General features: G+C 72.0%; 18 protein-coding genes. 8 read left to right on the top strand and 10 right to left on the bottom strand.

Going from position 1 to position 19,938, the window contains the following annotated elements:
• Positions 1–187: 187 nt before the first annotated feature.
• The gene (locus tag ABD978_RS22645) at positions 188–1,150 is read right to left on the bottom strand and encodes an LLM class F420-dependent oxidoreductase (RefSeq protein WP_345357850.1); all 963 of its coding nucleotides are present in this window, start codon (positions 1,148–1,150) and stop codon (positions 188–190) included.
• Positions 1,151–1,303: 153 nt separating this feature from the next.
• Here ABD978_RS22645 and murA point away from each other — a divergent pair, with 153 nt between their 5' ends.
• A complete protein-coding gene (gene murA / locus ABD978_RS22640; protein WP_345357847.1) occupies positions 1,304–2,611 on the top strand; it encodes a UDP-N-acetylglucosamine 1-carboxyvinyltransferase in 1,308 nt (435 codons plus the stop codon).
• 110 nt (positions 2,612–2,721) lie between these two features.
• On the opposite strand, the gene ABD978_RS22635 is transcribed toward murA, so the two are convergent.
• The 5 genes from ABD978_RS22635 to ABD978_RS22615 form a co-directional block, all read right to left on the bottom strand.
• Positions 2,722–3,168 carry a hypothetical protein gene (locus ABD978_RS22635; RefSeq protein ID WP_345357844.1) on the bottom strand — a complete coding sequence of 149 codons (447 nt, stop codon included), beginning with the start codon at positions 3,166–3,168 and terminating at the stop codon, positions 2,722–2,724.
• Positions 3,169–3,230: 62 nt separating this feature from the next.
• A complete protein-coding gene (locus ABD978_RS22630; RefSeq protein WP_345357841.1) occupies positions 3,231–4,742 on the bottom strand; it encodes a glycosyltransferase family 2 protein in 1,512 nt (503 codons plus the stop codon).
• Positions 4,739–5,113 (bottom strand): NUDIX hydrolase, encoded by a 375-nt coding sequence (locus ABD978_RS22625; RefSeq protein WP_345357838.1) that lies wholly within the window; start codon positions 5,111–5,113, stop codon positions 4,739–4,741. Before ABD978_RS22625 ends, ABD978_RS22630 begins: the two co-directional genes overlap by 4 nt.
• A 105-nt stretch (positions 5,114–5,218) precedes the next feature.
• Positions 5,219–6,370: a L,D-transpeptidase gene (locus tag ABD978_RS22620; RefSeq protein WP_345357835.1), complete on the bottom strand. Its 1,152-nt coding sequence runs from the start codon at positions 6,368–6,370 to the stop codon at positions 5,219–5,221.
• Positions 6,371–6,499: 129 nt separating this feature from the next.
• Positions 6,500–7,132 (bottom strand): VC0807 family protein, encoded by a 633-nt coding sequence (locus tag ABD978_RS22615; protein ID WP_345357832.1) that lies wholly within the window; start codon positions 7,130–7,132, stop codon positions 6,500–6,502.
• Between the two features lie 233 nt (positions 7,133–7,365).
• Here ABD978_RS22615 and ABD978_RS22610 point away from each other — a divergent pair, with 233 nt between their 5' ends.
• From ABD978_RS22610 to ABD978_RS22600, 3 genes are all read left to right on the top strand, one after another.
• On the top strand, positions 7,366–7,635 hold the full coding sequence (locus ABD978_RS22610) for a DUF1876 domain-containing protein (RefSeq protein WP_345357829.1): 270 nt from the start codon (positions 7,366–7,368) through the stop codon (positions 7,633–7,635).
• 86 nt (positions 7,636–7,721) lie between these two features.
• Positions 7,722–9,212 carry a M1 family metallopeptidase gene (locus ABD978_RS22605; RefSeq protein WP_345357826.1) on the top strand — a complete coding sequence of 497 codons (1,491 nt, stop codon included), beginning with the start codon at positions 7,722–7,724 and terminating at the stop codon, positions 9,210–9,212.
• Between the two features lie 280 nt (positions 9,213–9,492).
• Positions 9,493–11,265 carry a S53 family peptidase gene (locus ABD978_RS22600; RefSeq protein ID WP_345357823.1) on the top strand — a complete coding sequence of 591 codons (1,773 nt, stop codon included), beginning with the start codon at positions 9,493–9,495 and terminating at the stop codon, positions 11,263–11,265.
• A gap of 52 nt (positions 11,266–11,317) precedes the next feature.
• Here the strand turns inward: ABD978_RS22600 and ABD978_RS22595 are convergent, their stop codons facing one another.
• Complete coding sequence (locus ABD978_RS22595) at positions 11,318–11,944, bottom strand: PaaI family thioesterase (RefSeq protein ID WP_345357820.1); 627 nt, start codon at positions 11,942–11,944, stop codon at positions 11,318–11,320.
• 8 nt (positions 11,945–11,952) lie between these two features.
• Positions 11,953–13,674 carry a Na+/H+ antiporter gene (locus ABD978_RS22590; RefSeq protein WP_345357817.1) on the bottom strand — a complete coding sequence of 574 codons (1,722 nt, stop codon included), beginning with the start codon at positions 13,672–13,674 and terminating at the stop codon, positions 11,953–11,955.
• A gap of 161 nt (positions 13,675–13,835) precedes the next feature.
• On the opposite strand from ABD978_RS22590, the gene ABD978_RS22585 reads away from it, so the two are divergent.
• Complete coding sequence (locus ABD978_RS22585) at positions 13,836–14,399, top strand: CGNR zinc finger domain-containing protein (protein ID WP_345357814.1); 564 nt, start codon at positions 13,836–13,838, stop codon at positions 14,397–14,399.
• On the opposite strand, the gene folP is transcribed toward ABD978_RS22585, so the two are convergent.
• Positions 14,375–15,436: a dihydropteroate synthase gene (folP, locus tag ABD978_RS22580; RefSeq protein ID WP_345357812.1), complete on the bottom strand. Its 1,062-nt coding sequence runs from the start codon at positions 15,434–15,436 to the stop codon at positions 14,375–14,377. The two genes, ABD978_RS22585 and folP, sit on opposite strands and share 25 nt — an antisense overlap.
• Before the next feature lie 206 nt (positions 15,437–15,642).
• On the opposite strand from folP, the gene gmd reads away from it, so the two are divergent.
• The 3 genes from gmd (at position 15,643) to ABD978_RS22565 (ending at position 18,564) form a co-directional block, all read left to right on the top strand.
• Entirely contained in the window at positions 15,643–16,677 is a 1,035-nt protein-coding gene (gmd, locus tag ABD978_RS22575) for a GDP-mannose 4,6-dehydratase (protein WP_345357862.1), read from the top strand.
• A 91-nt stretch (positions 16,678–16,768) separates the two neighbouring features.
• A complete protein-coding gene (locus tag ABD978_RS22570) occupies positions 16,769–17,038 on the top strand; it encodes a UBP-type zinc finger domain-containing protein (RefSeq protein WP_345357809.1) in 270 nt (89 codons plus the stop codon).
• Positions 17,035–18,564, top strand: coding sequence for an MFS transporter (locus ABD978_RS22565; protein WP_345357806.1), 1,530 nt, complete (start codon positions 17,035–17,037; stop codon positions 18,562–18,564). Before ABD978_RS22570 ends, ABD978_RS22565 begins: the two co-directional genes overlap by 4 nt.
• A gap of 33 nt (positions 18,565–18,597) precedes the next feature.
• Here ABD978_RS22565 and ABD978_RS22560 read toward each other — a convergent pair whose 3' ends face one another.
• A complete protein-coding gene (locus tag ABD978_RS22560) occupies positions 18,598–19,866 on the bottom strand; it encodes a lipase family protein (protein ID WP_345357803.1) in 1,269 nt (422 codons plus the stop codon).
• Positions 19,867–19,938: the final 72 nt, after the last annotated feature.

The following is a 19,938-nucleotide window of genomic DNA, read 5'->3' as shown; positions in this document are numbered from 1 at the left end:
GCACCGCCGCACCGCCGCACCGCCGCACCGCCGCACCGCCGCACCGCCGCACCGGCCGATGGTCCGGCGGCGCGTGTGCCGGTCGCCGCCGGGCCGCACGGCCGCACCGGCCGGTCGTCCGGCGACGCGCGTGCCGCCCAGCGGCCCGGCCACCGCGCCGGGTGACGCCCCGGTGAAACGTGTCCGGCTACCGGGTGAGGCGCCGGATCGCGGTGAGCGTGCGCTCGCCCCCGGGATCGCCGCCCGTCGCCGGGACCACCGCGACCTCGTCCACCCCGGCGTCGGCGTACTCCCGCAGGCGCGCCCGCACCTCGTCCGCGGTGCCCACCAGTCCGACCCGGCCCGCGACGTCGAAGGGCAGAGCGGTCAGCAGTTCCTTCGGCTGGGCTCCGTCCCGTGCCATGGCCACCGCGTCGCCCAGGCCGACGTCGGTGAACGCCTCGGCGTACCCGGGCAGCCCGAGGTACGGGACGATGCTCCACATCAACTGCGCGTACGACTCCGGCGTCGGATCGACGGCCGCGGGCAGCCACGCGACCAGCCGGGGCGCGCGGCGCCCGGCCTTGCCCGCCGCCGCGTCCAGTGTCGCCCGCAGGTCGGCGGCGACCCCCGGCGACACCATGTCGATCAGCATCCGGTCCGCGTGCTCGGCCGCCGTCCGTACCGCCCGGTCACCGAAGGCCGCCACACTGAGCGGCCCGCCGGGCGGCGCCAGCCTGAGCCGGAAGCCGTGCGTCCGCACGACCTCGCCGTCCAGGTCGACCCGCTCGCCGGTCAGCAGCGCCCGAACGGCCCGCGCGCTCTCCTCGAGGGCGGTCGCCGGGCGCTCCCCCGACCGGCCGTGCCACCGCTCTACCACCCGCGGGCTCGACGTGCCGAGCGCGACCCCGATCCGCCTGCGCGTGAGGGCGGCGACCGACGCGGCCCCCATCGCGATCATCATCGGGTCGCGGACGGTCACGGGCAACGGGCCGACCGTCATCTCGATCTGGTCGGTGGCCAGGCCGATCGCGGACGCCAGGGCGAACGCATCCCACGTGTCGGTCTCACCGATCCAGAGTTCCCCGAACCGCAGCCGGTCGGCGATCGCCGCCGTGTGCAGGGCCTCCTCCGGCGGACGGTCGGGCCAATCTCCGATAACGACGCTCATGTCCATGGCGTTCATCGAACCAGACCGCGGTTATCGCTCGCCTCGTCGCAGGCGACGGGCGCCTGCCGGCGCGCGCATCTTAGTGGCGACACGGCGCGGCCCCGGCGGGTGGGCGGCACGGATGCGACGCGGTCGCACCGTACAGTGGTCGCCGTGGCTGAAGAGGCATGGAAGGTAGAACCCTCCGGACCGCTGCGCGGCGACATCCACGTGCGCGGTTCGAAGAACGCCGTCACCAAGCACATGGTCGCGGCGATGCTCGGCGAGGGCGAGAGCACGATCCGCAACGCTCCCGAGGTGGGCGACGTGGAGATCACCGGCGCGATGCTGGAGGCCCTCGGACACACCGTCGAACGCACCGGCCCCGACATCACGGTCTCGCCCGGAGCGGTGACCGAGCCGCGCGTGCCCAGGGCGTTCACCGGGCTCAACCGCATTCCCATCCTCATGGTCGGCCCACTGCTCCACCTCACCGGGGAGGCGTTCGTGCCCCTGGTCGGCGGAGACCCGATCGGCCGCCGGCCCGTCGACTTCCACGTCGACGCCCTTCGCGCGATGGGCGCGGAGGTGGAGGTGGGCGACACCGGCATCGCCGCCCGCGCGAGCCGCCTGTACGGCGCGCGGATCGACCTGCCGTACCCCAGCGTCGGCGCCACCGAGACCGTGCTGATGACCGCGGTGCTGGCCGAGGGCAAGACGGTGCTGCGCGGCGCCGCGATGGAGCCCGAGGTCGTCGAGCTGGCGCTGTTCCTGCAGCGCATGGGCGCGCACATCGAGCTGAGCCCCGACCGCCGAATCGTCATCGAGGGCGTCGACCGGCTGAAGGGCGCGTCGACGCGGCTCGCCGGGGACCGTCTGGAGGCGTTCTCCTATCTCGTCGCGGGGCTCATCACCCGCGGCGAGGTCCGCGTGCACGGCTGCGCGCAGGACCGCCTCGTCACCGCGATCACCACGCTGGCCCGGATGGGCGCCCGCTTCGAGATCACCGACGAGTGGATCACCGCGTCCGCGCCGGACGGGCTGCGCCCGGCCGCCGTGCACACCGACACGCACCCGGGCTACATGACCGACTGGCAGCAGCCCCTCATGGTGCTGTTCACCCAGGCCGAGGGAATGTCCGTACTGCACGAGACGGTGTTCGAGAACCGCCTGGTGTACGTGCCCGCGCTGAAGAAGATGGGCTGCGAGATCGAGGTCTTCAACGCCTGCCTCGGCGGTCCCGCGTGCCGGTTCCACGACAGCAACTCGGTGCACTCGGCGGTCGTCCGCGGGGTGTCCAAGCTGACCGGCGCCGACGTGACCATGCCCGACGTGCGCGCCGGGTTCTCGGCCGTCCTGGCGGCGTCCGTGGCCGACGGCACGTCCACCCTGCGCGGTGTGCACCACATCGAGCGGGGCTACCACCGGCCGGCGGAGCAGTTCGCGTCCCTGGGCCTCAAGCTGGAGACCGTCGCCGTCTGAGCGCCGGCCATCGGCGGCCGGCGCGGGCACATGCCGTGGCGGCCGCCGGGCTGGGGATCATCTCGAAGTTCCCGTCCGTGCGGTAGGACGGCGGGGCTTCGAGACAGGCCCTACGGGTGGTAGACCTCGGCGACCTTGGTGACGGTGCTGCCCTTCATCGTCAGGTAGGCGTCGACCTGCGCGCCGTCCTTGATGGCGGCTTCGAGCTGCTGCAGCGTGCAGGGCTTGACGCCGACGCCGGTCTTCTCGTCGACGGTCGCGTCGTCGCCGGAGCAGATGTTGACCGCGCTGAGCACGGTGGCGTCCTTCGCGACGGTGGCGGTCCGCACGGGCCCGGTCGGCTCGATCGCCTCGTCGGGTTCCTGCACCTTCTGGGTGCCCTGGTACTCCAGGGCGCCCGAGCCGGCGTCGTACTTCTTCAGCAGGACGACCTGGGTCGTGACGACCTTCCCGGAGTCCGCCGCGGCGGCCTTGGGCTTGCCGTCTGAACACGCCCCGCTCAGCAGCAGGGCGGCCATCGCCCCGGCCGCTGCGAACGCTCGCACCGATCTCGTCATGATCACGAGACCCTACAACAGGGCGGGGGGCCGTGCCCGCCGAGCGGCGGAATCACTCCAGATCAGGCGCGCAGGCGGCGTACGGCCTGACGGGCGCCGGGGATTTTCTTGATCGCGCGCCGCAGCAGCGGGCCCCGCGAACCGTCGCGCTCGGCCTCGGATGCGAGGACGCGGACGCTCAGCCTGCCGTTCTCGGTGCGGTACGGCGCCAGGCGCCCCCGGTGGGCGATCCGCTCGCCGCCCTCCAGGCGACGCGCGACGGTCCACCCGCCGGTGTCGAACCGCGCGACGAAGTCCCAGACGCCGGGCGTGAGCACCGGGTCGGCGGCGGGATCGACCACGGCCATGCCGGACATCGCGAACGCGTCCGACGACTCGACCGTCACCGGCAGGAGATGGTCCGCCGAATCCTTCCGGTGCCGGATGTAGAGGTCGAGACGGCGCCCCTCGCCGGCGGCGTCGAGCACGTCGGCGGGGACCGGCAGCGGCACGGGCGGCCGCCACCGGCCGTCGCGTACGGCGAACGGCGTGCCGTCGGCGTGGACGAGACGGGCGGTGAAGCGCACGACGAGCCGGTCCTCGTCCCACCGCAGGTCGTCCACGGTGGTGGCGAGGGTGACGCCGCGTTCGGCCTCGACCAGGCCGAACAGGTCGTCGTACGCGTCGGCGCGCAGGAGGGCGGCGCGGACGCGCATCCGGAGCGGCAGCGACCGGTCGATGCTCTCGCCGAACCGCTCGACGACCAGCCGCCGGGCCTCGTCGTAGACGGCGCGGCGGTAGTCCGGCGGGGCCTCCAGGAAGCTCTTCTCCCCGAGCCGTTTGAGGATCTTCCCGCGGTACCAGTGGGCGTAGTACCGCTCCCGGTCGGGACCGGGAGCGACGTGCTCGTCGACGATGTCGAGGACCTCGCGCAGCGCGCCGTAGTAGTGCGCGGGGTCCGGCCGGCTGCGGGAGTAGCTGCCGGGGCGCCGCACCCAGTGACAGCACGGATAGTCGGCGAGCACCGAGATGACGCCGGCCCGGAAGTAGGCCTTGAGGACGAACCGGTGGTCCTCCAGCCGTACCGGTCCCTCCGGGAACCGGATCCGGTGCGCGTCGAGGAACGACCGGCGGAACAGCTTGTGCGGCGTGAGGATGCCGTACAACGCGTCCTTGAGCACGTCGGCGCGGTCCCGGGACTGCCGGAACATCGCGCGGGGCACCGCGCGGCCGTGGCCGACCATCTTGCCGATCACGATGTCGGCGTCGTTGCGGACCGCCATGGCGTGCATGCGCTCGAGCGCCTCGGGGCCGAGCCAGTCGTCGTCATCGAGGAAGTAGACGTAGTCGCCGCAGGCCGCGTCGATGCCGGCGTTGCGCGGGCCGCCGGGCCCGCCGCTGGGCGGGAGATGGATGACCCGGACGCGGTCGTGCTCGGCGGCCAGCCCGTCGAGGCGCTTCTCGGTGCCGTCGTCCGAGCCGTCGTCGGCGAAGATCACCTCATAGTCGTCGAGCGTCTGGCCGAGGACGGACTCGACGCACCGGGAGAGGTCCTCGCCGGTGTTGTACACCGGCACGACCACGCTCACCTTCACCGCGTCAGCTCCAGCGCGGCGCGCACCGCCGGGGCGAGGAGGTGCTCGTCGTCGGGGTCGACGTAGAGCCACTCGTCGACCTCTCCGGTGGCGGCCAGGTCCCCCTCGTAGTCGGCGGTGTAGCAGGCCATCCGGACGCGCGTGCCCGGCGGCTGGTCGTGCGCGGGCGCCTCGACCACCCCGATCGACCGGAAGGTGCCCCGGTCGAGCCGGACGCCGAGCTCCTCACGCACCTCACGGGACAGGGCGGTCCAGTCGTCCTCCCCCGGCTCGCGCTTGCCACCGGGCAGGTAGAGCCGGTCGCGCTGCCGGGCGCGGACGGCCAGCAGCCGTCCCTGCGACATGTGAACCCATCCCACGACATCGAGCACGGGCCCATCCTGCCAGGTGGGGCCCGTGCCCGCTCGTCACCACGCGATCCGCCGGGGTCGGCGCACGACGCCCACCCGGAGTGGGCGCACGGCGCCGGGCCGGAGTCAGCGCAGGGCGCTGCCCTTGACCCAGTCGGCCCAGGAGAGCTGCCAGTAGCCGAAGCCGTTGTCCGGTTCGAGCTCCCGGTCGGTGCCGGTGACCTTGACGATGTCCCCGCGGTTCGACAGGTCGTAGAACCACTTGGCGAAGGAGGGCGGCGCGTTGACGCAGCCGTGGCTGACGTTCTCCCGGCCCTGGGAGCCGACCGACCAGGGCGCGGAGTGGACGTACTCGCCGCTGGAGGAGATCTGCACGGCCTGGTAGACGGTCAGGCTGTAGTAGTTCGGGTTGCTCGTGTCCGTGACGCCCATCCAGCCGGACGTCATCGTGACCGGGCTCTGCTTGCCCATGACGGCGTGGACGCCGTTCGTGGTGGTGTACTTGCGCTCGCCGCCCTTGCCCGCGCTGATCGCGGCGGTCTTGACGGTCCGGCCGTCGACCGCGACGGTCATCTGGTGCGTCTTCACGTCGACGGCGCTGATGTGGGAGTCACCGATCGTGAAGGAGCGGCTGTAGTCCTTGGTCCCGTAGGTGTCCTGGGCGCCCCGGACCCCGGCCAGGTGCGCGGTGAACGTCACGGTCTGGTGGGGTTGCCAGTAGTCCTTGGTCCGGTAGACGGCCTCCTGGTTCCCGAACCAGTGCCAGGCGCCCTCGGCGTGCTTGGAGGAGGTGACGCTCAGGGCGCGTTCGACGTTGGCCTTGTTGTAGACCGGGTCGCTGAACTTGACGATGAGCGGCATGCCGACGCCGACCGTCTCACCCGGCATGGGGGTGATGTCGGCGACGCCGAACGTCTGCTTCGGAGTCAGCGTCTGGAAGGCGCTGTTCGCCGTGGTGGTCTTGCCGCCGGAGTTCTTCGCGGTCGCGGTGACGGTGTACTTCGTCGCCGGCTTGAGCGTCCCGGCCGACGTCCACTGGACGTGTCCCTTGTCGAACGTTCCGGCGACCTGCCCGCCGGCGTCCCGTACGGTCACGTCGCGCAGCCTGCCCTTCGCGGCCTTGACGACGATGGGCTGGTCGGGGCGACTGTCGGCCGCGCCGTTGACCGGCGTGATCGTGACCGTGGCCGGCGACGACGAGGAGCCGCCCAATCCGCATCCCGTGGTCGACAACAGCAGCGTCGCTCCGGTCACCGCGAGCATCACTCGGCGCTTCACCGCGAATCTCTCCTTGGGCGGACGATCAACTCTTCGGGGCCAGATGCCCTCATATTGAGAGATGTCACGCGCCTTGGGATTGTTCGCCGGAATTCCCGGGTCATCGGCGCTCTTGCGCGCTGACTCCGGTCAGGCGGGGGCGGCGGTGACCCGGTTCACGCAGCGCTTGAAACCCCACACCGAGATGAGCACCGCGGTCGCGCCCAGGGTGGCCACCGCCGCGGTCCGCACCCACAGGAAGGTCCCGATCGACTGGCTGAACAGCAGCCAGAGGCTGATGGCGGTGTTGAGCGTGAAGGTCAGGGACCACAACAGCGAGATCTGCAGGAAGAAGCGGCGGACGCGGGCGTGCGCGAGGAACGCCTCGGGCAACGGCACCAGGTCGGTGGCGACCTTGGCGGCGAGGGGACGACCGAGCGGGACCGAGGCCAGGAAGGAGACCGCGACGAGCATCGTGCCCAGGGTCGGCTGCAGGAAGTAGACCACGGCACTGCCCGTGACGGCCGCCAGCGCGGCGCGGGCGGTGACGCCGAGCGCCGCGAGCAGCAGCGTGCCGGGCACCGGTCTGCGGCGAACGACCCGGACGGCGATCCCGCCGTAGACCCAGGCCACCGCGGTCACCAGCGCGCCGTTCAGCCCGAGGACGACGAGACCCGCGTAGAACACGACGACGGGGGCGATCATGCCTTCGACGACCCTGGGCAGCGCGTGCAGGAGGAGAGCGGTCAGGCGGGGAATCTCGAACCGATGCGGTGACTCCATGTGCCGGGCGACTCCCGATCGATCGATTTCAGGAGGACTTCAGGAAGACCCGGCCCACGGTACGCCACGGTCGTCACCGCTTCGGACGGTTCGCGATATGTCACCACATCTGGTCTGAATAGCAGGTCGCGCCGCATATGGGGGCAGTGAGGGACCTTCGCCCCTGCCCTCGCCGTCGTCCCGGGTGAAGCCTCGTGAGTAGAAGGCAGTTGCGTTGAAAAGGGGAGGCAGAGATGCGAACGGAGGACCGCTGGTCCGTCGAGGTCGTCCTCGACGAGGAGGACGGTCAGACCTACGCGGAGGCGCGGCTGATCGCCCGGGAGACCGAGAGGGTACGCGGGCAGGGGCGGGCACGGTGCAACCCCGCCGACTGGGACGTTCCCGAGATCGGCGCGGAGCTCGCGGCGTCGCGGGCGCTGTCCGACCTCGCCCACCGGTTGCTGGACCTGGCGGCGGCGGACATCGAGGCGGTGACACACGAACACGTCCGGCTGACCCACTGATCGAATTCGGCCACTGCTGCGCCTTCCACTCACCCGAAAGATCTCTATTATCCGAGTGGGTTGACTCGGAGAAATCGGGAGAGTGAATGCGCAGCAGATCACTGACCGCGGTCCTGGCCGCCGCCGGCGTCCTCCTCGCGGCGACCGCCGCCCACGCCGACGCGGGGCCGGGCGCGCCGGGCATCGGCGACCCCTACTATCCGGACTATGGCAACGGCGGCTACGACGTCGCCCACTACGACCTGGACCTGAAGTACCGGCCGTCCGACGACCGTCTCGACGGGACGGCGACGATCACCGCGCGAGCCACGCAGGACCTCACCCGCTTCGACCTCGACTTCCTGCTCGACGTCTCCTCCGTCACGGTCGACGGGCGGTCCGCGCGGTTCACCACGTCCGGCGCCCACGAGCTGGTCATCACCCCGGCGGCCGTCGTACGGAAGGGGCGGCCGCTCACCGTCGTCGTCCGCTACTCCGGCGTCCCGTCGACGAAGAAGTACGGCGACTACGTCGGCTGGGCCCGTACCCCGGACGGCGCGGTGGCCGCGCAGGAGCCGGAGAGCGCGTGGTGGTGGTTCCCGAGCAACGACCACCCGCTCGACAAGGCCACGTTCGACGTCGAGATCGCCGTGCCGGAGGGCCTGCAGACGATCAGCAACGGCGAGCCGACCGGCGCCCGTACCGCGAACGGCTGGACGCGGTACGGCTGGCGTGAGACCCGGCCGCAGGCGACGTACCTGACGACGCTGGCCGTCGGTAAGTTCGACGTCCACCGGTCCCGCACGAAGAGCGGCCTGCCGGTCATCACCGCCTACAGCCCCGACCTGCCGGCCGACCGGGCGGCGGCGGCCCGGCAGAGCGTCGAGCGCACCGCCGAGGTCGTCGACTGGGAGAGCAAGATCTTCGGTCCCTATCCGTTCACCTCGCTCGGCGGGTACGTGCCGAACGTGACCTCCCACTTCGCCCTGGAGACGCAGACGCGGGTGTTCTACAGCCCGTACGGCTTCCGTAACGGGCCCCGGCCGTACCTCGTCGTGCACGAGAACGCCCACCAGTGGTTCGGCGACAGCGTCTCACTGTCCCGCTGGAGCGACATCTGGCTGAACGAGGGCTTCGCGACGTACGCCGAGTGGCTGTGGTCGGAGCAGCACGGTGAGGGCACGGCCGCCGAGCTCGCGCGGACGGCCTACGACTCCTATCCGGCCGACGACCCGTTCTGGCAGGTCAAGCCAGGCGACCCGGGACCCGGTGAGAACCAGTTCGCCGACGCCGTGTACGACCGTGGCGCGATGGCCCTGCAGGCGCTGCGGGCGAAGGTCGGCGACCGGGCCTTCTTCACGACCCTGCGCACCTGGGCGTCACTGAAGAGGTACGGCAACGGGACGATCCCGGAGTTCATCGCGCTCGCCGAGCGCCTCTCCGGGCAGCGGCTCGGCGCGCTGTTCCAGACCTGGCTGTACACGCCGGGACGGCCGGCCGCCCCGCCGCAGCCGGCCGCCGCGACGGCGCGGCCCGAGTCCTGGTCCCAGATCCGGCAGGCGCACGCGGCCCTGGGCACCCCGAACCTCCGCGGCTGACCCGGCGGAGCGTTCCGGCCCCGCTCCCGGCGACCCGCCGGGAGCGGGGCCGATCTTGTTGCGGGGATATGTCCGTTCTGTCATCGTATGCGGGCACACGCTGCAGGAGCGGTCCTCCGGCTACCGGCGTCACATCCATCCCCGGCCGACCTCCGCTGCCTGGGAAGACGGAAACCCACCGCAACGAGTGGAACCGGCGGTATGTCGCGCTCGTCTGAGCGCTCACGCGCGGATCCGCCGCGTGTGTCGACAGTCCCAGACGAGGAAACGGGGTACATCCGTGCGCAAGCGCCGGGCCGCATGTCTCAGTGTGGTGCTCGCACTGACCGTGCTGAGTGGATGCGGGAGTTCGGGGAGCTCCAGCAAGCCGTCGGCATCGCCGACGGCCGCCGCCACCTGGAAATACACGACGCTCGACCTCGGGATCCCGGACAAGGTGCTCAAGGCGCCGGTGACCGGCCGGGTTCCGGACGGTCAGACCCTCCACGTCGGCGTCACGCTGAAGGTCAGCGACGAGGCCTGGAAGAAGTACGGGCACGGCAAGAGCCCGTCGCAGACCGCCGGTGACGTCGGCAAGGAGCTCGGCGTCAGCGACCAGACGATCCAGAAGTTCCAGGCCTACCTGAACAGCGCCCACATCCAGGCCAAGACCAGCAAGACGCGGACGAACGTGACCTTCGACGTGAAGGCCGGGCAGGCCGCCCAGCTGCTGCGGACGTCCTTCGTCACCCACCGGCTGAACGGCCGGACGTACTTCACGCCCGACCCCAACCACCCGCCGCAGATCCCCGAGGCGCTCAAGCCGTACATCCTGGCCGTCACCGGCCTGGAGAGCTACAGCATGGCGCCCAAGTCCCGTGGACCGCTCGGCGCCGCGCTGCCCGGGCGGGCCCTCCCGGCGCGGGCGGCCCGCTGCATCCAGCGGTTTCCGCAGCGGTTCGCCTCCCACGACCGGGTCGCCGCCGCGTACGGCTACAACCAGCTGTGGAACCAGGGCTGGCACGGCGAGAACATGACGGTCAACCTCGTCGAGATGGACGGGTACGACCGGAACGACGTCGCCAACTATGTCGCGTGCACCGGCTCGCACATCCAGTTGAGCAACGTGAACCTCGGCGCCACCGAGCCGGCGGTCGGCGCGGAGGCCACCCTCGACATCCAGATGCTGGCGGGGCTGGCCCCCAACCTGCGCATCGTGGACTACCAGGAGGACCCGGCGCTGCTGAACACCGGCAACGGCGCCGACTCGTGGGCCGCGCTGAACAACGCGCTGCAGCGCATCATCGACAATAACTACGACCTGTCGAAGAACCCCGCGGGCAGCATCGTCAGCATCAGCATGGGCGGCCCGGAGGGCTACCTGTCCCCGTCCATCATGCAGGCGATCGACCAGAACCTGCGCATCCTCACCGTGGCCGAGAGAATGACGGTGTTCATCTCCAGCGGTGACTGCGGGGCGTTCGGCGACCGGACCTACGGCTCGCTCGACGTGTCCTTCCCCTCGACCTCGCCCTACGTGGTCGCGGTCGGCGGCACCCGGCTGGGCTTCGCGCCGAACGGCACCCGTACGCAGGAGACCGTCTGGTCCGACCGGTCCAACCTGTCCCGGTGCGAGAACCAGTGGGGCAGCGGCGGTGGCGTGAGCAAGGTCCACCAGCGAGAGACGTTCCAGCAGGCGCCCGGCGTCGACAACCGGTACTCCACCACCGGCGGCCGCGAGGTGCCGGACGTCTCCGCGGTCGCGATCGACCTGCCGATCTACTACCGGGGCCGGTGGGTGTCGTCCGGCGGCACGAGCGCGGCGGCGCCCATCTGGGCGGCCGGAATGGCGCTGGTGAACCAGGGCCTGCTCGCGCGCGCCCACGTGTTCTGCTTCGGCCCGGACACCCTCTACCACGCGCTGAGCGTGGCCGGGGCCAACAAGCCGTACACCGACGTCGTCGCGGGCAACAACCTGTACTACCCGGCGACGGCCGGCTTCGACCTCTCGACGGGCATGGGCAGCCCCAACCTGCCGGCCCTCTTCAACACGCTGGTCGCCAACCCGGGCTGACCGGAGCCGCGGTGGCCCGGCGCGCGGTTCCGCGTGCCGGGCCCCGCCGCGGTCACAGGTCCGGGTCGGTGTCCTTGGCGCTCGCGACGGGCCGCAGCGGTTTGCGCAACGGAACGATCATCATGCTGAAGTCCGCCGCCGCGATGACGCGATGCTCGACGTCGGTGACCCGGCACTCGACGACGATGAGCTGGCGGCCCGCCTTCAGCACCTGGGCGCGCGCGTACACCTGGTCGCCGTGCGGGCGGCCGAGGTACCGGACGTGCAGGTCGGCCGTTACGAGACTCTGCCGGCCCGGCTCGAACCCGCTCCCCCGTGCCGCCGCCGTGCCCGCCGCCACGTCGATCAGCGTGGCGATCGCACCGCCGTGCAGGTTGCCGGTGCTGTTGAACGCCTGCGGCCGGATCGGCATGGACAGCACCGCGTGGTCCTCCCCGATCTCGACCATCTCCAGGCCGAGCAGGTCGTGCAACGGCGTGTCGTGCCGCAGGGCCGTCCGCAGGGACTTCTGGTCCGACTCCGGCAGGTCGACGATGCGGACCGTGCCGCCGGGCCCCTCCGGACGCCCCGGCACCGGCCCGGAGGCCGCCGATCGCCCGGCCTGGTCGGCCCGCCCGATGTTCTGTGGTTGATCCTGCGTCGCCGGCCGTTCCTGCGGCAACTCCGCTTGCTCGGCCATCTGACTCCTTAGACTCGCACCTGATCCGCCGTACCGAGTTTACGGACAGTCACACGTTCTCGGCGTGATCGCCGCCCCGATCTCGCCGTTGTCGACGTCATCACCGGCCCGATGCCGACTTTGTCGCAATTACGGAGAGTAACGTGGGACGCGCCGGACAAGCCGACGTCGCGGCGCAGATCCGGGTCGTCCAGGTCGAGCCGCCGGCGCACCGCCCGCAGCGCGTCCGCGTTGATCTTCCCCTTGCGGTACAGCCCGTCGAGCCGCTCCCGCTGTACCCGGATCAGGTCGCGCCGCAGCGCGATCGGGTCGACCTGTCCATCTTCCTCCACGCCCCCGTCCAGCTCGGCCCGGACACGCCGGAGCCGGTCCTCGTAAAGCTGCCGGTAGGTCTGTGCGGCGCGCTCGTCCACCTCGTCGTTCTCGACGAGCGTGTCCAACCGGTCCAGGGCCGCCTCCAGCACGGCCCGCCGGGCGGCCATCTGCTCGATGCGCTGCCGGTCGGATTCGGCCAGCCCGAACCTGCGCAGGACCACCGGCAGCGTCATCGCCTGGCCGACCAGGGTGACGAAGACGATCGCGGCGGTGAGGAAGATGACCTCCTGGCGGCCGGGCAGCGGCGAGCCGAGGACGGCCCCCGGCATGGACAGCACGATCGCCAGGGAGATGGCACCGCGCATGCCGCTCCAGCCGATCGCGAAGCGCTCGCCCGCGTTCAGGTGGCCCACCTCGAGGTGCCGCCCCGGCAGATATCGCCCGAGTGGGAAGACCCACAGCGACCAGGCCAGGCGCACGGCGATGATGATGGCCGCCACCACCAGGACACCCATGACGAGCCGGGACGGCGAGTGGCCGGCGATCTCCCGCAGCACCGGCCGGAGCTGCAGGCCGAGCAGCACGAACAGCGCCGACTCGAGGAGGTAGACGAGCACCCGCCAGAACATCTGCCCGACCAGGCGCGACGCGGGCTGCAGCATGCCCTCGCCGCGCGTGCCGAGGAAGAACCCGGCCGTGACCGTCGCGAGGATCCCCGAGAAGCCGAGTTCGTCGGCCGGTACGAACGCGAGGTAGGGCGTCAGCAGGGAGACGACGATCTGGCTGCCCGCATCGCGGATCCGCCGCCGCAGCCGGGAGATGACGAAACCGACGAAGAGGCCGTACGCGACACCGCCGACGACCACCTCGGCGAGCCGTGCCGCGCCGTGCCCGTACGTGTAGGAGCGCGACAGCGCCTCGACGGCGAGGCTGAACACCGTGAGGGCCACGCCGTCGTTGATGAGGCTCTCGCCCTCGAGGATCGTCACGACCCGGCGCGGCGCGCCGAGGCGTTGCAGGATCGAGGTCGCCGAGACCGCGTCGGTCGGCGCGACCGCCGCGCCGAAGGCGATGGCCGCCGCCCAGCCCAGCCCGGTCACGACCGTGTGGGCGGCCGCCGCCGCCGCGAACGTCGTCACGACGGTGAGCGCGACCGCCAGCGTGATGATCGGGACCGCGTCCGCCTTGGCCTCGCGGGGCGCGGTGAAGAACGCCGCGTGGTACACGATGGGGGGCAGGAAACCGATCAGGACGACGTCCGGCGGGAGGTGGACCTGCGGGATTCCGGGGATGAAGCCCATCACCGCGGCGAGCACGACCAGGAGGGTCGCCTCCGGTAGCCCCAGCCGGCCGGCCAGGTTGCGGGCGAGCAGCACCACCACGGCGAAGGCCAGCCCGCCCAGGAAAAGCGACATCGGGCCCATGCCGCCCACTCTTCCCCAAATCTCAGCGCTCGTTCACACAGGGGTCGTGCGGGGCGTCACAATGTGAAGACGCAGGGCCGATAGTCGTTGTAAGTAGCGTAAGCTCATACGCTACTTACGCCAAGGACCGTGACGCCCGAACGGGAGTCGAAGTGCTCTTCAGCCATGACACCGAACACGCCCTCCAGATCGTCGTCGATCTGGTCAACAGCGGGCCGCCGGCCACCACGACCGAGCAGTTGCCCGACCTGGCGAGCCTTCAGCGGTTCGTCGACCTCAACCACCTGAGCGACGCCTGTGACCTGGACGCCGACGACCTCAGTGCCACCCACCGCCTCCGCGACCGGTTGCACGAGGTCTTCCGCGCGGCGGACGACAAGGAGTCGGCCATACGGCTGATCAACGCGGTCATCGCCGAGGCGCGCATCTCCCCCCGCCTGACCGACCACGACGAGTACGACTGGCACCTGCACTTCTTCGCGCCGGGCGCGCGCCTGGCCGAGCACCTCGGCGCCGAGGGCGGCATCGCCCTCGCGTACGTGATCGCCGCCGACGAGCTCGACCGCCTGCGCGTGTGCGAGGCCCCGGACTGCTCCCGCGTGCTCGTCGACCTGTCCCGGAACCGCTGCCGGCGCTACTGCGACAGCCGCACGTGCGGCAACCGCATGCATGTCGCCGCCTACCGGGCGCGTCAGCGGGAGTCCACGACCCGCTGATCCCCCGCCGCGGCCGCGCTCCGGACGGCGTGGTCCCGGTCGAACACGGGGTCGTCCACGCCGGCCGGCGCGGAACCGCCCGGCCCCGGCTGCGCGGGGCCGCCCTGGCCCGGCTCGGCGAAGTCCCGGCGCAGCGCGGCCACGGCGTCGAGCGCCCGCCGGGCGCCGGCGGCGTCGTGCACCCGGAAGACCCGGGCGCCCAGCCACGCCGAGACCCCCAGCACCGCCATCGTTCCGACGCCGCGTTTGTCGACCGGCCGGCCCAGCGTCTCCCCGATGAAGTCCTTGTTCGACACGGCCACCAGGACGGGCCAGCCGGTGGCGGCCAGCTCGCCCAGCCGGCGGGTGATCTCGAGGGAGTGGCGGGTGTTCTTCCCGAAGTCGTGGGCGGGGTCGATGAGGATCGCGTCGCGGCGCACCCCCAGGGCGACGGCCCGCTCGGCCTCGGCGGTGACGTACCGGACGACGTCCTCGACCACGTCGTCGTAGGCGATCCGGTGCGGTCGGGTGCGCGGGCGCAACCTCCCGGCGTGCGCGCAGACCAGCCCGATGTCGTACGCCGCCGCCACCTCGGCCAGCCGCGGATCCGGGCCGCCCCAGGTGTCGTTGAGCAGGTGGGCCCCGGCCTCCGCCACCGCCTCGCCGACCTCGGCCCGCCAGGTGTCGACGCTGACGAGAACGCCCGGGTACCGCTCGCGCACCGCCGCGACCAGGTCCACGACCCGCCGGAGCTCCTCGGCGACCCCGACCTCCTCGCCGGGCCCGGCCTTGACGCCGCCGATGTCGACGATGTCGGCGCCCGCCTCGGCCGCCGCCCCGACGGCCGCCAGCGCGGCGTCGAAGGCGTACGTCGCGCCCCGGTCGAAGAAGGAGTCGGGGGTCCGGTTGACCACGGCCATCACCACGAGACGGTCGAGCGTCCGCCCACCGAGCCGCAGCGGAGCGGGGCCCCGGCCCGTCGTCGCCGCGCCGGCCCCCGCGGACTCGGGCTCCGGCGTCTCCGCCCGGCGGAGACGCTCCCCTCCCTCATCGCGCACCACGACATCCTACGCGCGCGGCCCACCCGGCGAGGGCGCCCGTACCGGCCGTGGCGGCCCGGGGACGGCCGGGCCCCACTCCCTGCGGCCCCGCCCGGCGACGCGGCCGCAGGAGTCGATCGGGCCGCTATCGCCATCGCCCGGTGGTCCGGCTAACCTCTGGGATCACACGAAACGGGCAAAGCCCCGTGAGCTTGGAGGTTCCGCTGACCACGCGAGCGCTCATCACCGGGATCACCGGTCAGGACGGCTCGTACCTCGCCGAGCATCTGCTCGAGCAGGGCTACGAGGTGTGGGGCCTGGTCCGAGGACAGGCGAACCCGCACGTGTCCAGGCTGCGCAAGCACATCGGGGACGTGCGGCTGGCGTACGGCGACCTCCTGGACCAGGGCAGCCTGATCTCCGCCGTGGAGAAGGTCCGGCCCGACGAGGTCTACAACCTCGGCGCCATCTCCTTCGTGCCGATATCCTGGCAGCAGGCGGAGATCACCGCCGAGGTCACCGGCATGGGCGTGCTCCGCATGCTCGAGGCGATCCGGGTGGTGAGCGGCATCAGCGGTTCCCGCACGCCCGGCGGCGGCCAGATCCGCTTCTACCAGGCGTCGTCGTCGGAGATGTTCGGCCAGGTGCGCGAGACGCCACAGAACGAGCGGACGCCGTTCCACCCGCGCAGCCCCTACGGCGTCGCCAAGACCTACGGTCACTTCATCACCCAGAACTACCGCGAGTCGTACGGGATGTTCGCGGTCAGCGGCATCCTGTTCAACCACGAGTCGCCGCGCCGGGGCGCGGAGTTCGTCACCCGGAAGATCTCCCTCGGCGTGGCGCGGATCAAGCTCGGCCTGGCCCGCGAGCTCCGGCTGGGCAATCTGGAGGCGCGGCGCGACTGGGGGTACGCCGGCGACTACGTCCAGGCGATGCGGCTGATGCTCGCCCAGGACACCCCGGAGGACTACGTCATCGGCACCGGCCGCACCCAGTCGGTGCGCGAGCTCGTCGAACTGGCGTTCAGCACGGCGGGTCTGGACTGGCGGGACCACGTGGCGGCCGATCCGGGTCTGACCCGGCCCGCCGAGGTCGACCTGCTCTGCGGTGACCCGAAGAAGGCCCGCGACCAGCTCGGCTGGGAGCCGGGCGTGTCCTTCGAAGAACTCGTCGCGATGATGGTCGAGTCGGACTTGGCGCTGCTGTCCCGTTCGGACCGCCCCGAGGACGAGCCGCTCAGCTTCGACCACTGGTGACAGGCCCTGTCCGGACCGGCCGGCGGCGGCGAACGCCCCGGCCGTGACCGCGGTGCGCGCGTGGACCCGTGAGCGTGCGAGTATGCGCTCTATGACGACTTCGACCTGTACACACGTCTCCGCGTTGCCGGACCCCGCGCCCCAGGCGCGGACTCCGGAGGGTTGCGAGGACTGCCTGCGCTCCGGTGGCCGCTGGGTGCACCTGCGTCTGTGCCTGACCTGCGGACACGTCGGCTGTTGCGACTCCTCGCCCGCCAAGCACGCGACGGCGCACCACCATGAGACCTCCCACCCGATCGTGCGCTCGTTCGAGCCGGGCGAGGAGTGGCGCTGGTGCTACGACGACGAAGTGATCGTTTGAACCTCCGGCTGTCGGAGGCCCGTGGCCGCTGGGTACTGGCCGCCACGGTCCTGGGCTCCAGCCTGGCGATGCTCGACGCCACGATCGTCAACGTCGCGCTGCCGCGCATCGGCGCGGACTTCCACGCGTCCGTGGCGGGTCTGCAGTGGACGGTCAACGCCTACACCCTCACGCTCGCCGGGCTCATCCTCCTCGGCGGGTCGCTCGGCGACCGGTACGGCCGCCGCAAGGTCTTCTCGATCGGCGTCGCGTGGTTCGCCGTCGCCTCCGCCCTGTGCGGTCTCGCGCCGAACGTCGGCGTGCTCGTCGCCGCCCGCGCCCTGCAGGGCGTCGGCGGCGCGCTGCTGGCACCGGGTTCACTGGCGATCATCCAGGCGTCCTTCTCGCAGGAGGACCGGCCGCGGGCGGTCGGGGCCTGGTCCGGTCTCGGCGGCGTCGCGGGGGCGGTCGGCCCGTTCCTCGGCGGCTGGCTCATCGCGGCGGCCGGCTGGCGCTGGGCCTTCCTGCTGAACCTCCCGCTCGCCGCCGCCGTGCTCCTCGTCGCCGCCCGGCACGTCCCGGAGAGCCGCGACGAGACCGAGCACCACGGCTTCGACGTCCTCGGCGCGGCGCTCGCGGCCCTCGCGCTGGCCGGCGTGACGTACGCCCTCACCGAGGCGCCGGAGAAGGGGGTGTCCCCGGCCGCCGTCGCCCTCGCGGCCGTGGTCGGCGTGGCGGCGGGAGCGGCGTTCGTCGTGGTCGAGCGGCGCAGGTCGGCCGGGCGCGGGCCGGACGCGATGCTGCCGCTCGGGATCTTCCGGTCCCGCCAGTTCACCGCCGTCAACGTGGTCACCTTCATCATGTACGGCGGCATGGGCGTACAGTTCTTCCTGCTCGTCGTCGAGCTGCAGGTCGTCGCCGGTTACTCCCCGATGATCGCGGGCACGGCGCTGCTGCCGGTGACCGTGCTGATGCTGCTGCTGTCCTCCCGGGCGGGCGCCCTCGCCCAGCGCGTCGGGCCCCGGGCCCCGATGACGGTCGGGCTGGTCCTGGCCGCCGCGGGAATGCTCCTGACCCTGCGCATCGGCCCGCACGCGTCGTACGTCACGGACGTGCTCCCCGCGGCCGTGGTCTTCGGCCTGGGCCTGTCGGCGGCGGTCGCTCCGCTGACCGCGACCGTGCTGGCGAGCGCCGACGTACGGCACGCCGGCGTGGCCAGCGGCGTCAACAACGCGGTCGCCCGCGCGGCCGGTCTCCTCGCCGTCGCGGGCGTCCCGCCCGCCGTCGGCCTCATCGGGAACGCCTACGCGGACCCGCGCGTCTTCGACCACGGATTCCACACCGCCATGACGTTCGCGGCCGCCCTCCTGGCCGTCGGCGCGGTCCTGACGCTCGTCACGGTCCGGAACGACGCCCTCCGGGCCGACCGGGCCACCGCCCGCCCCGAGTGCGACGTCAACTGCCCCGTCGGCGCGCCGCCACTCGAACCCGGCACCCCCACCACCACCCCCGGGCCCACCGGCACCGCCGCCACCGAGCCCGCCTGAGCGCGGGCCCGGCGGCGGCGGGGCCGCGCCGGGTCAGCAGTTGCCGAGCGTGGGCCAGCCGGCGATCCGGTCGGCGAAGAAGCTCATCACGTCGTTGATCGCCTGGTTGTCGGCGGTCAGGTGGTCACCGGCGTAGGTGTTCCACTGGGTGGTGACCCCGGCCGAGCAATACGCCTTGTGGGTGCCGTCCTCCGTCGCCGCCGGGATGACCTCGTCGGCCAGACCGCGGTACTGCATGACCGGGAAGCCGATCCGGTACTGCGCGCCGGACCACGCGGGTCCGACGCCCACGCCGAGCTTCTGCGCGTCGATGAGGTCACTCCAGGTCCCGTCGGGTCCGCTCAGCGCGTAGATCTGGTCGAGCGTGAGGGCGTCCTTCGTGTAGTTCTTGATGTTCGCGAGCGCGAACGCGGTCACCGTGCCGACCAGGCACAGGGTCTTGCCCTGCTGGATGGCGCTCCGTCCCGCGTCGTTGAGCAGTGAGTCGAACGGCATCGACGGGTAGGCGGTGTGCAGGCCGAGCACGGCGGCGAGCAGGAATCCGGCGAACGGCCCGCCGTTCAGACCCGCCGCCGTGATCTTCAGGTCGCCGGGGACGCCTCCGGCCGCGTCGCCGACGACGCGCAGCTCGGGGGCGTACGAGGAGGCGAGCTGCGCCGCCCACAACGAGGCCTGGCCGCCCTCGGAGTAGCCCCACACGCCGACCTTCGCGCCCGTGCTCAGGCCGCCGCCGGGCACCTGGAAGGCGGTCCGCACGGCGTCGAGCAGGGCGTGGCCGGCGTTCCGGCCGACGACGTAGGTGTGCGTCTGGCCGTTCAGGTATCCGACGCCGTCGGTGGCGGCGACGGCGTACCCGGCCTTGAGGATCGCCGCGATCTGGTCGCCCTCGTACTCGTCCTGGTAGGCCCCTGCCAGTTGCTTGGAGAAGGCGCACTGGAGGCCGAGGCCGAGCGTTCCGGGGTTGAAGCCGATGACGGGCCGGGAACCGCCGCGGGTCCAGGCGGCGGTCGGCACGGCGACGGTGCCCGAGACGGCGATCGGCGTGCCGTGGAGGTCGGTGGAGGCGTACTGCACCTTCCACGCCTTCATCGGGATGCTCCCGGGGACCTTCGGCAGCGTCACCGCCTCGCAGGCGAGGAGGGTTCCCGGAGCCGCGGACACGGCGGCGGGCGGGGTGTAGATCGCGGCGTCGGAGGCATCGCACGCGGCCGGAGCGGCGACGGCCTGCGCCCCCTCGACGGCGGTGAGCGCCGCGCCCGTCATCAGGAGGCCCACCAGCGATCCGAGCAGCCTGTACTTCATAAGTCAGCTCCCTGCGGTCGACTGGCGGGTATTACACGCCCGGCCGCGGCGGGTCGTTACTCCCGTGCTCAA

Origin of the sequence: Actinoallomurus liliacearum (genome assembly GCF_039542035.1) — a bacterium.
Taxonomy (GTDB): domain Bacteria; phylum Actinomycetota; class Actinomycetes; order Streptosporangiales; family Streptosporangiaceae; genus Actinoallomurus; species Actinoallomurus liliacearum.
The sequence above is the reverse complement of the archived record's forward strand: the minus strand, read 5'-3'. Positions and strand labels throughout refer to the sequence as shown.

Excerpts from the sequence above, each read along its gene's own strand:
- ABD978_RS22645 (WP_345357850.1), bottom strand. The coding sequence starts at position 1,150 with ATGAGCGTCGTTATCGGAGATTGGCCCGACCGTCCGCCGGAGGAGGCC.
- ABD978_RS22635 (WP_345357844.1), bottom strand. The coding sequence starts at position 3,168 with ATGACGAGATCGGTGCGAGCGTTCGCAGCGGCCGGGGCGATGGCCGCC.
- ABD978_RS22615 (WP_345357832.1), bottom strand. The coding sequence starts at position 7,132 with ATGGAGTCACCGCATCGGTTCGAGATTCCCCGCCTGACCGCTCTCCTC.
- ABD978_RS22610 (WP_345357829.1), top strand. The coding sequence starts at position 7,366 with ATGCGAACGGAGGACCGCTGGTCCGTCGAGGTCGTCCTCGACGAGGAG.
- ABD978_RS22605 (WP_345357826.1), top strand. The coding sequence starts at position 7,722 with ATGCGCAGCAGATCACTGACCGCGGTCCTGGCCGCCGCCGGCGTCCTC.
- ABD978_RS22595 (WP_345357820.1), bottom strand. The coding sequence starts at position 11,944 with ATGGCCGAGCAAGCGGAGTTGCCGCAGGAACGGCCGGCGACGCAGGAT.
- ABD978_RS22590 (WP_345357817.1), bottom strand. The coding sequence starts at position 13,674 with ATGTCGCTTTTCCTGGGCGGGCTGGCCTTCGCCGTGGTGGTGCTGCTC.
- ABD978_RS22570 (WP_345357809.1), top strand. The coding sequence starts at position 16,769 with ATGACGACTTCGACCTGTACACACGTCTCCGCGTTGCCGGACCCCGCG.
- ABD978_RS22560 (WP_345357803.1), bottom strand. The coding sequence starts at position 19,866 with ATGAAGTACAGGCTGCTCGGATCGCTGGTGGGCCTCCTGATGACGGGC.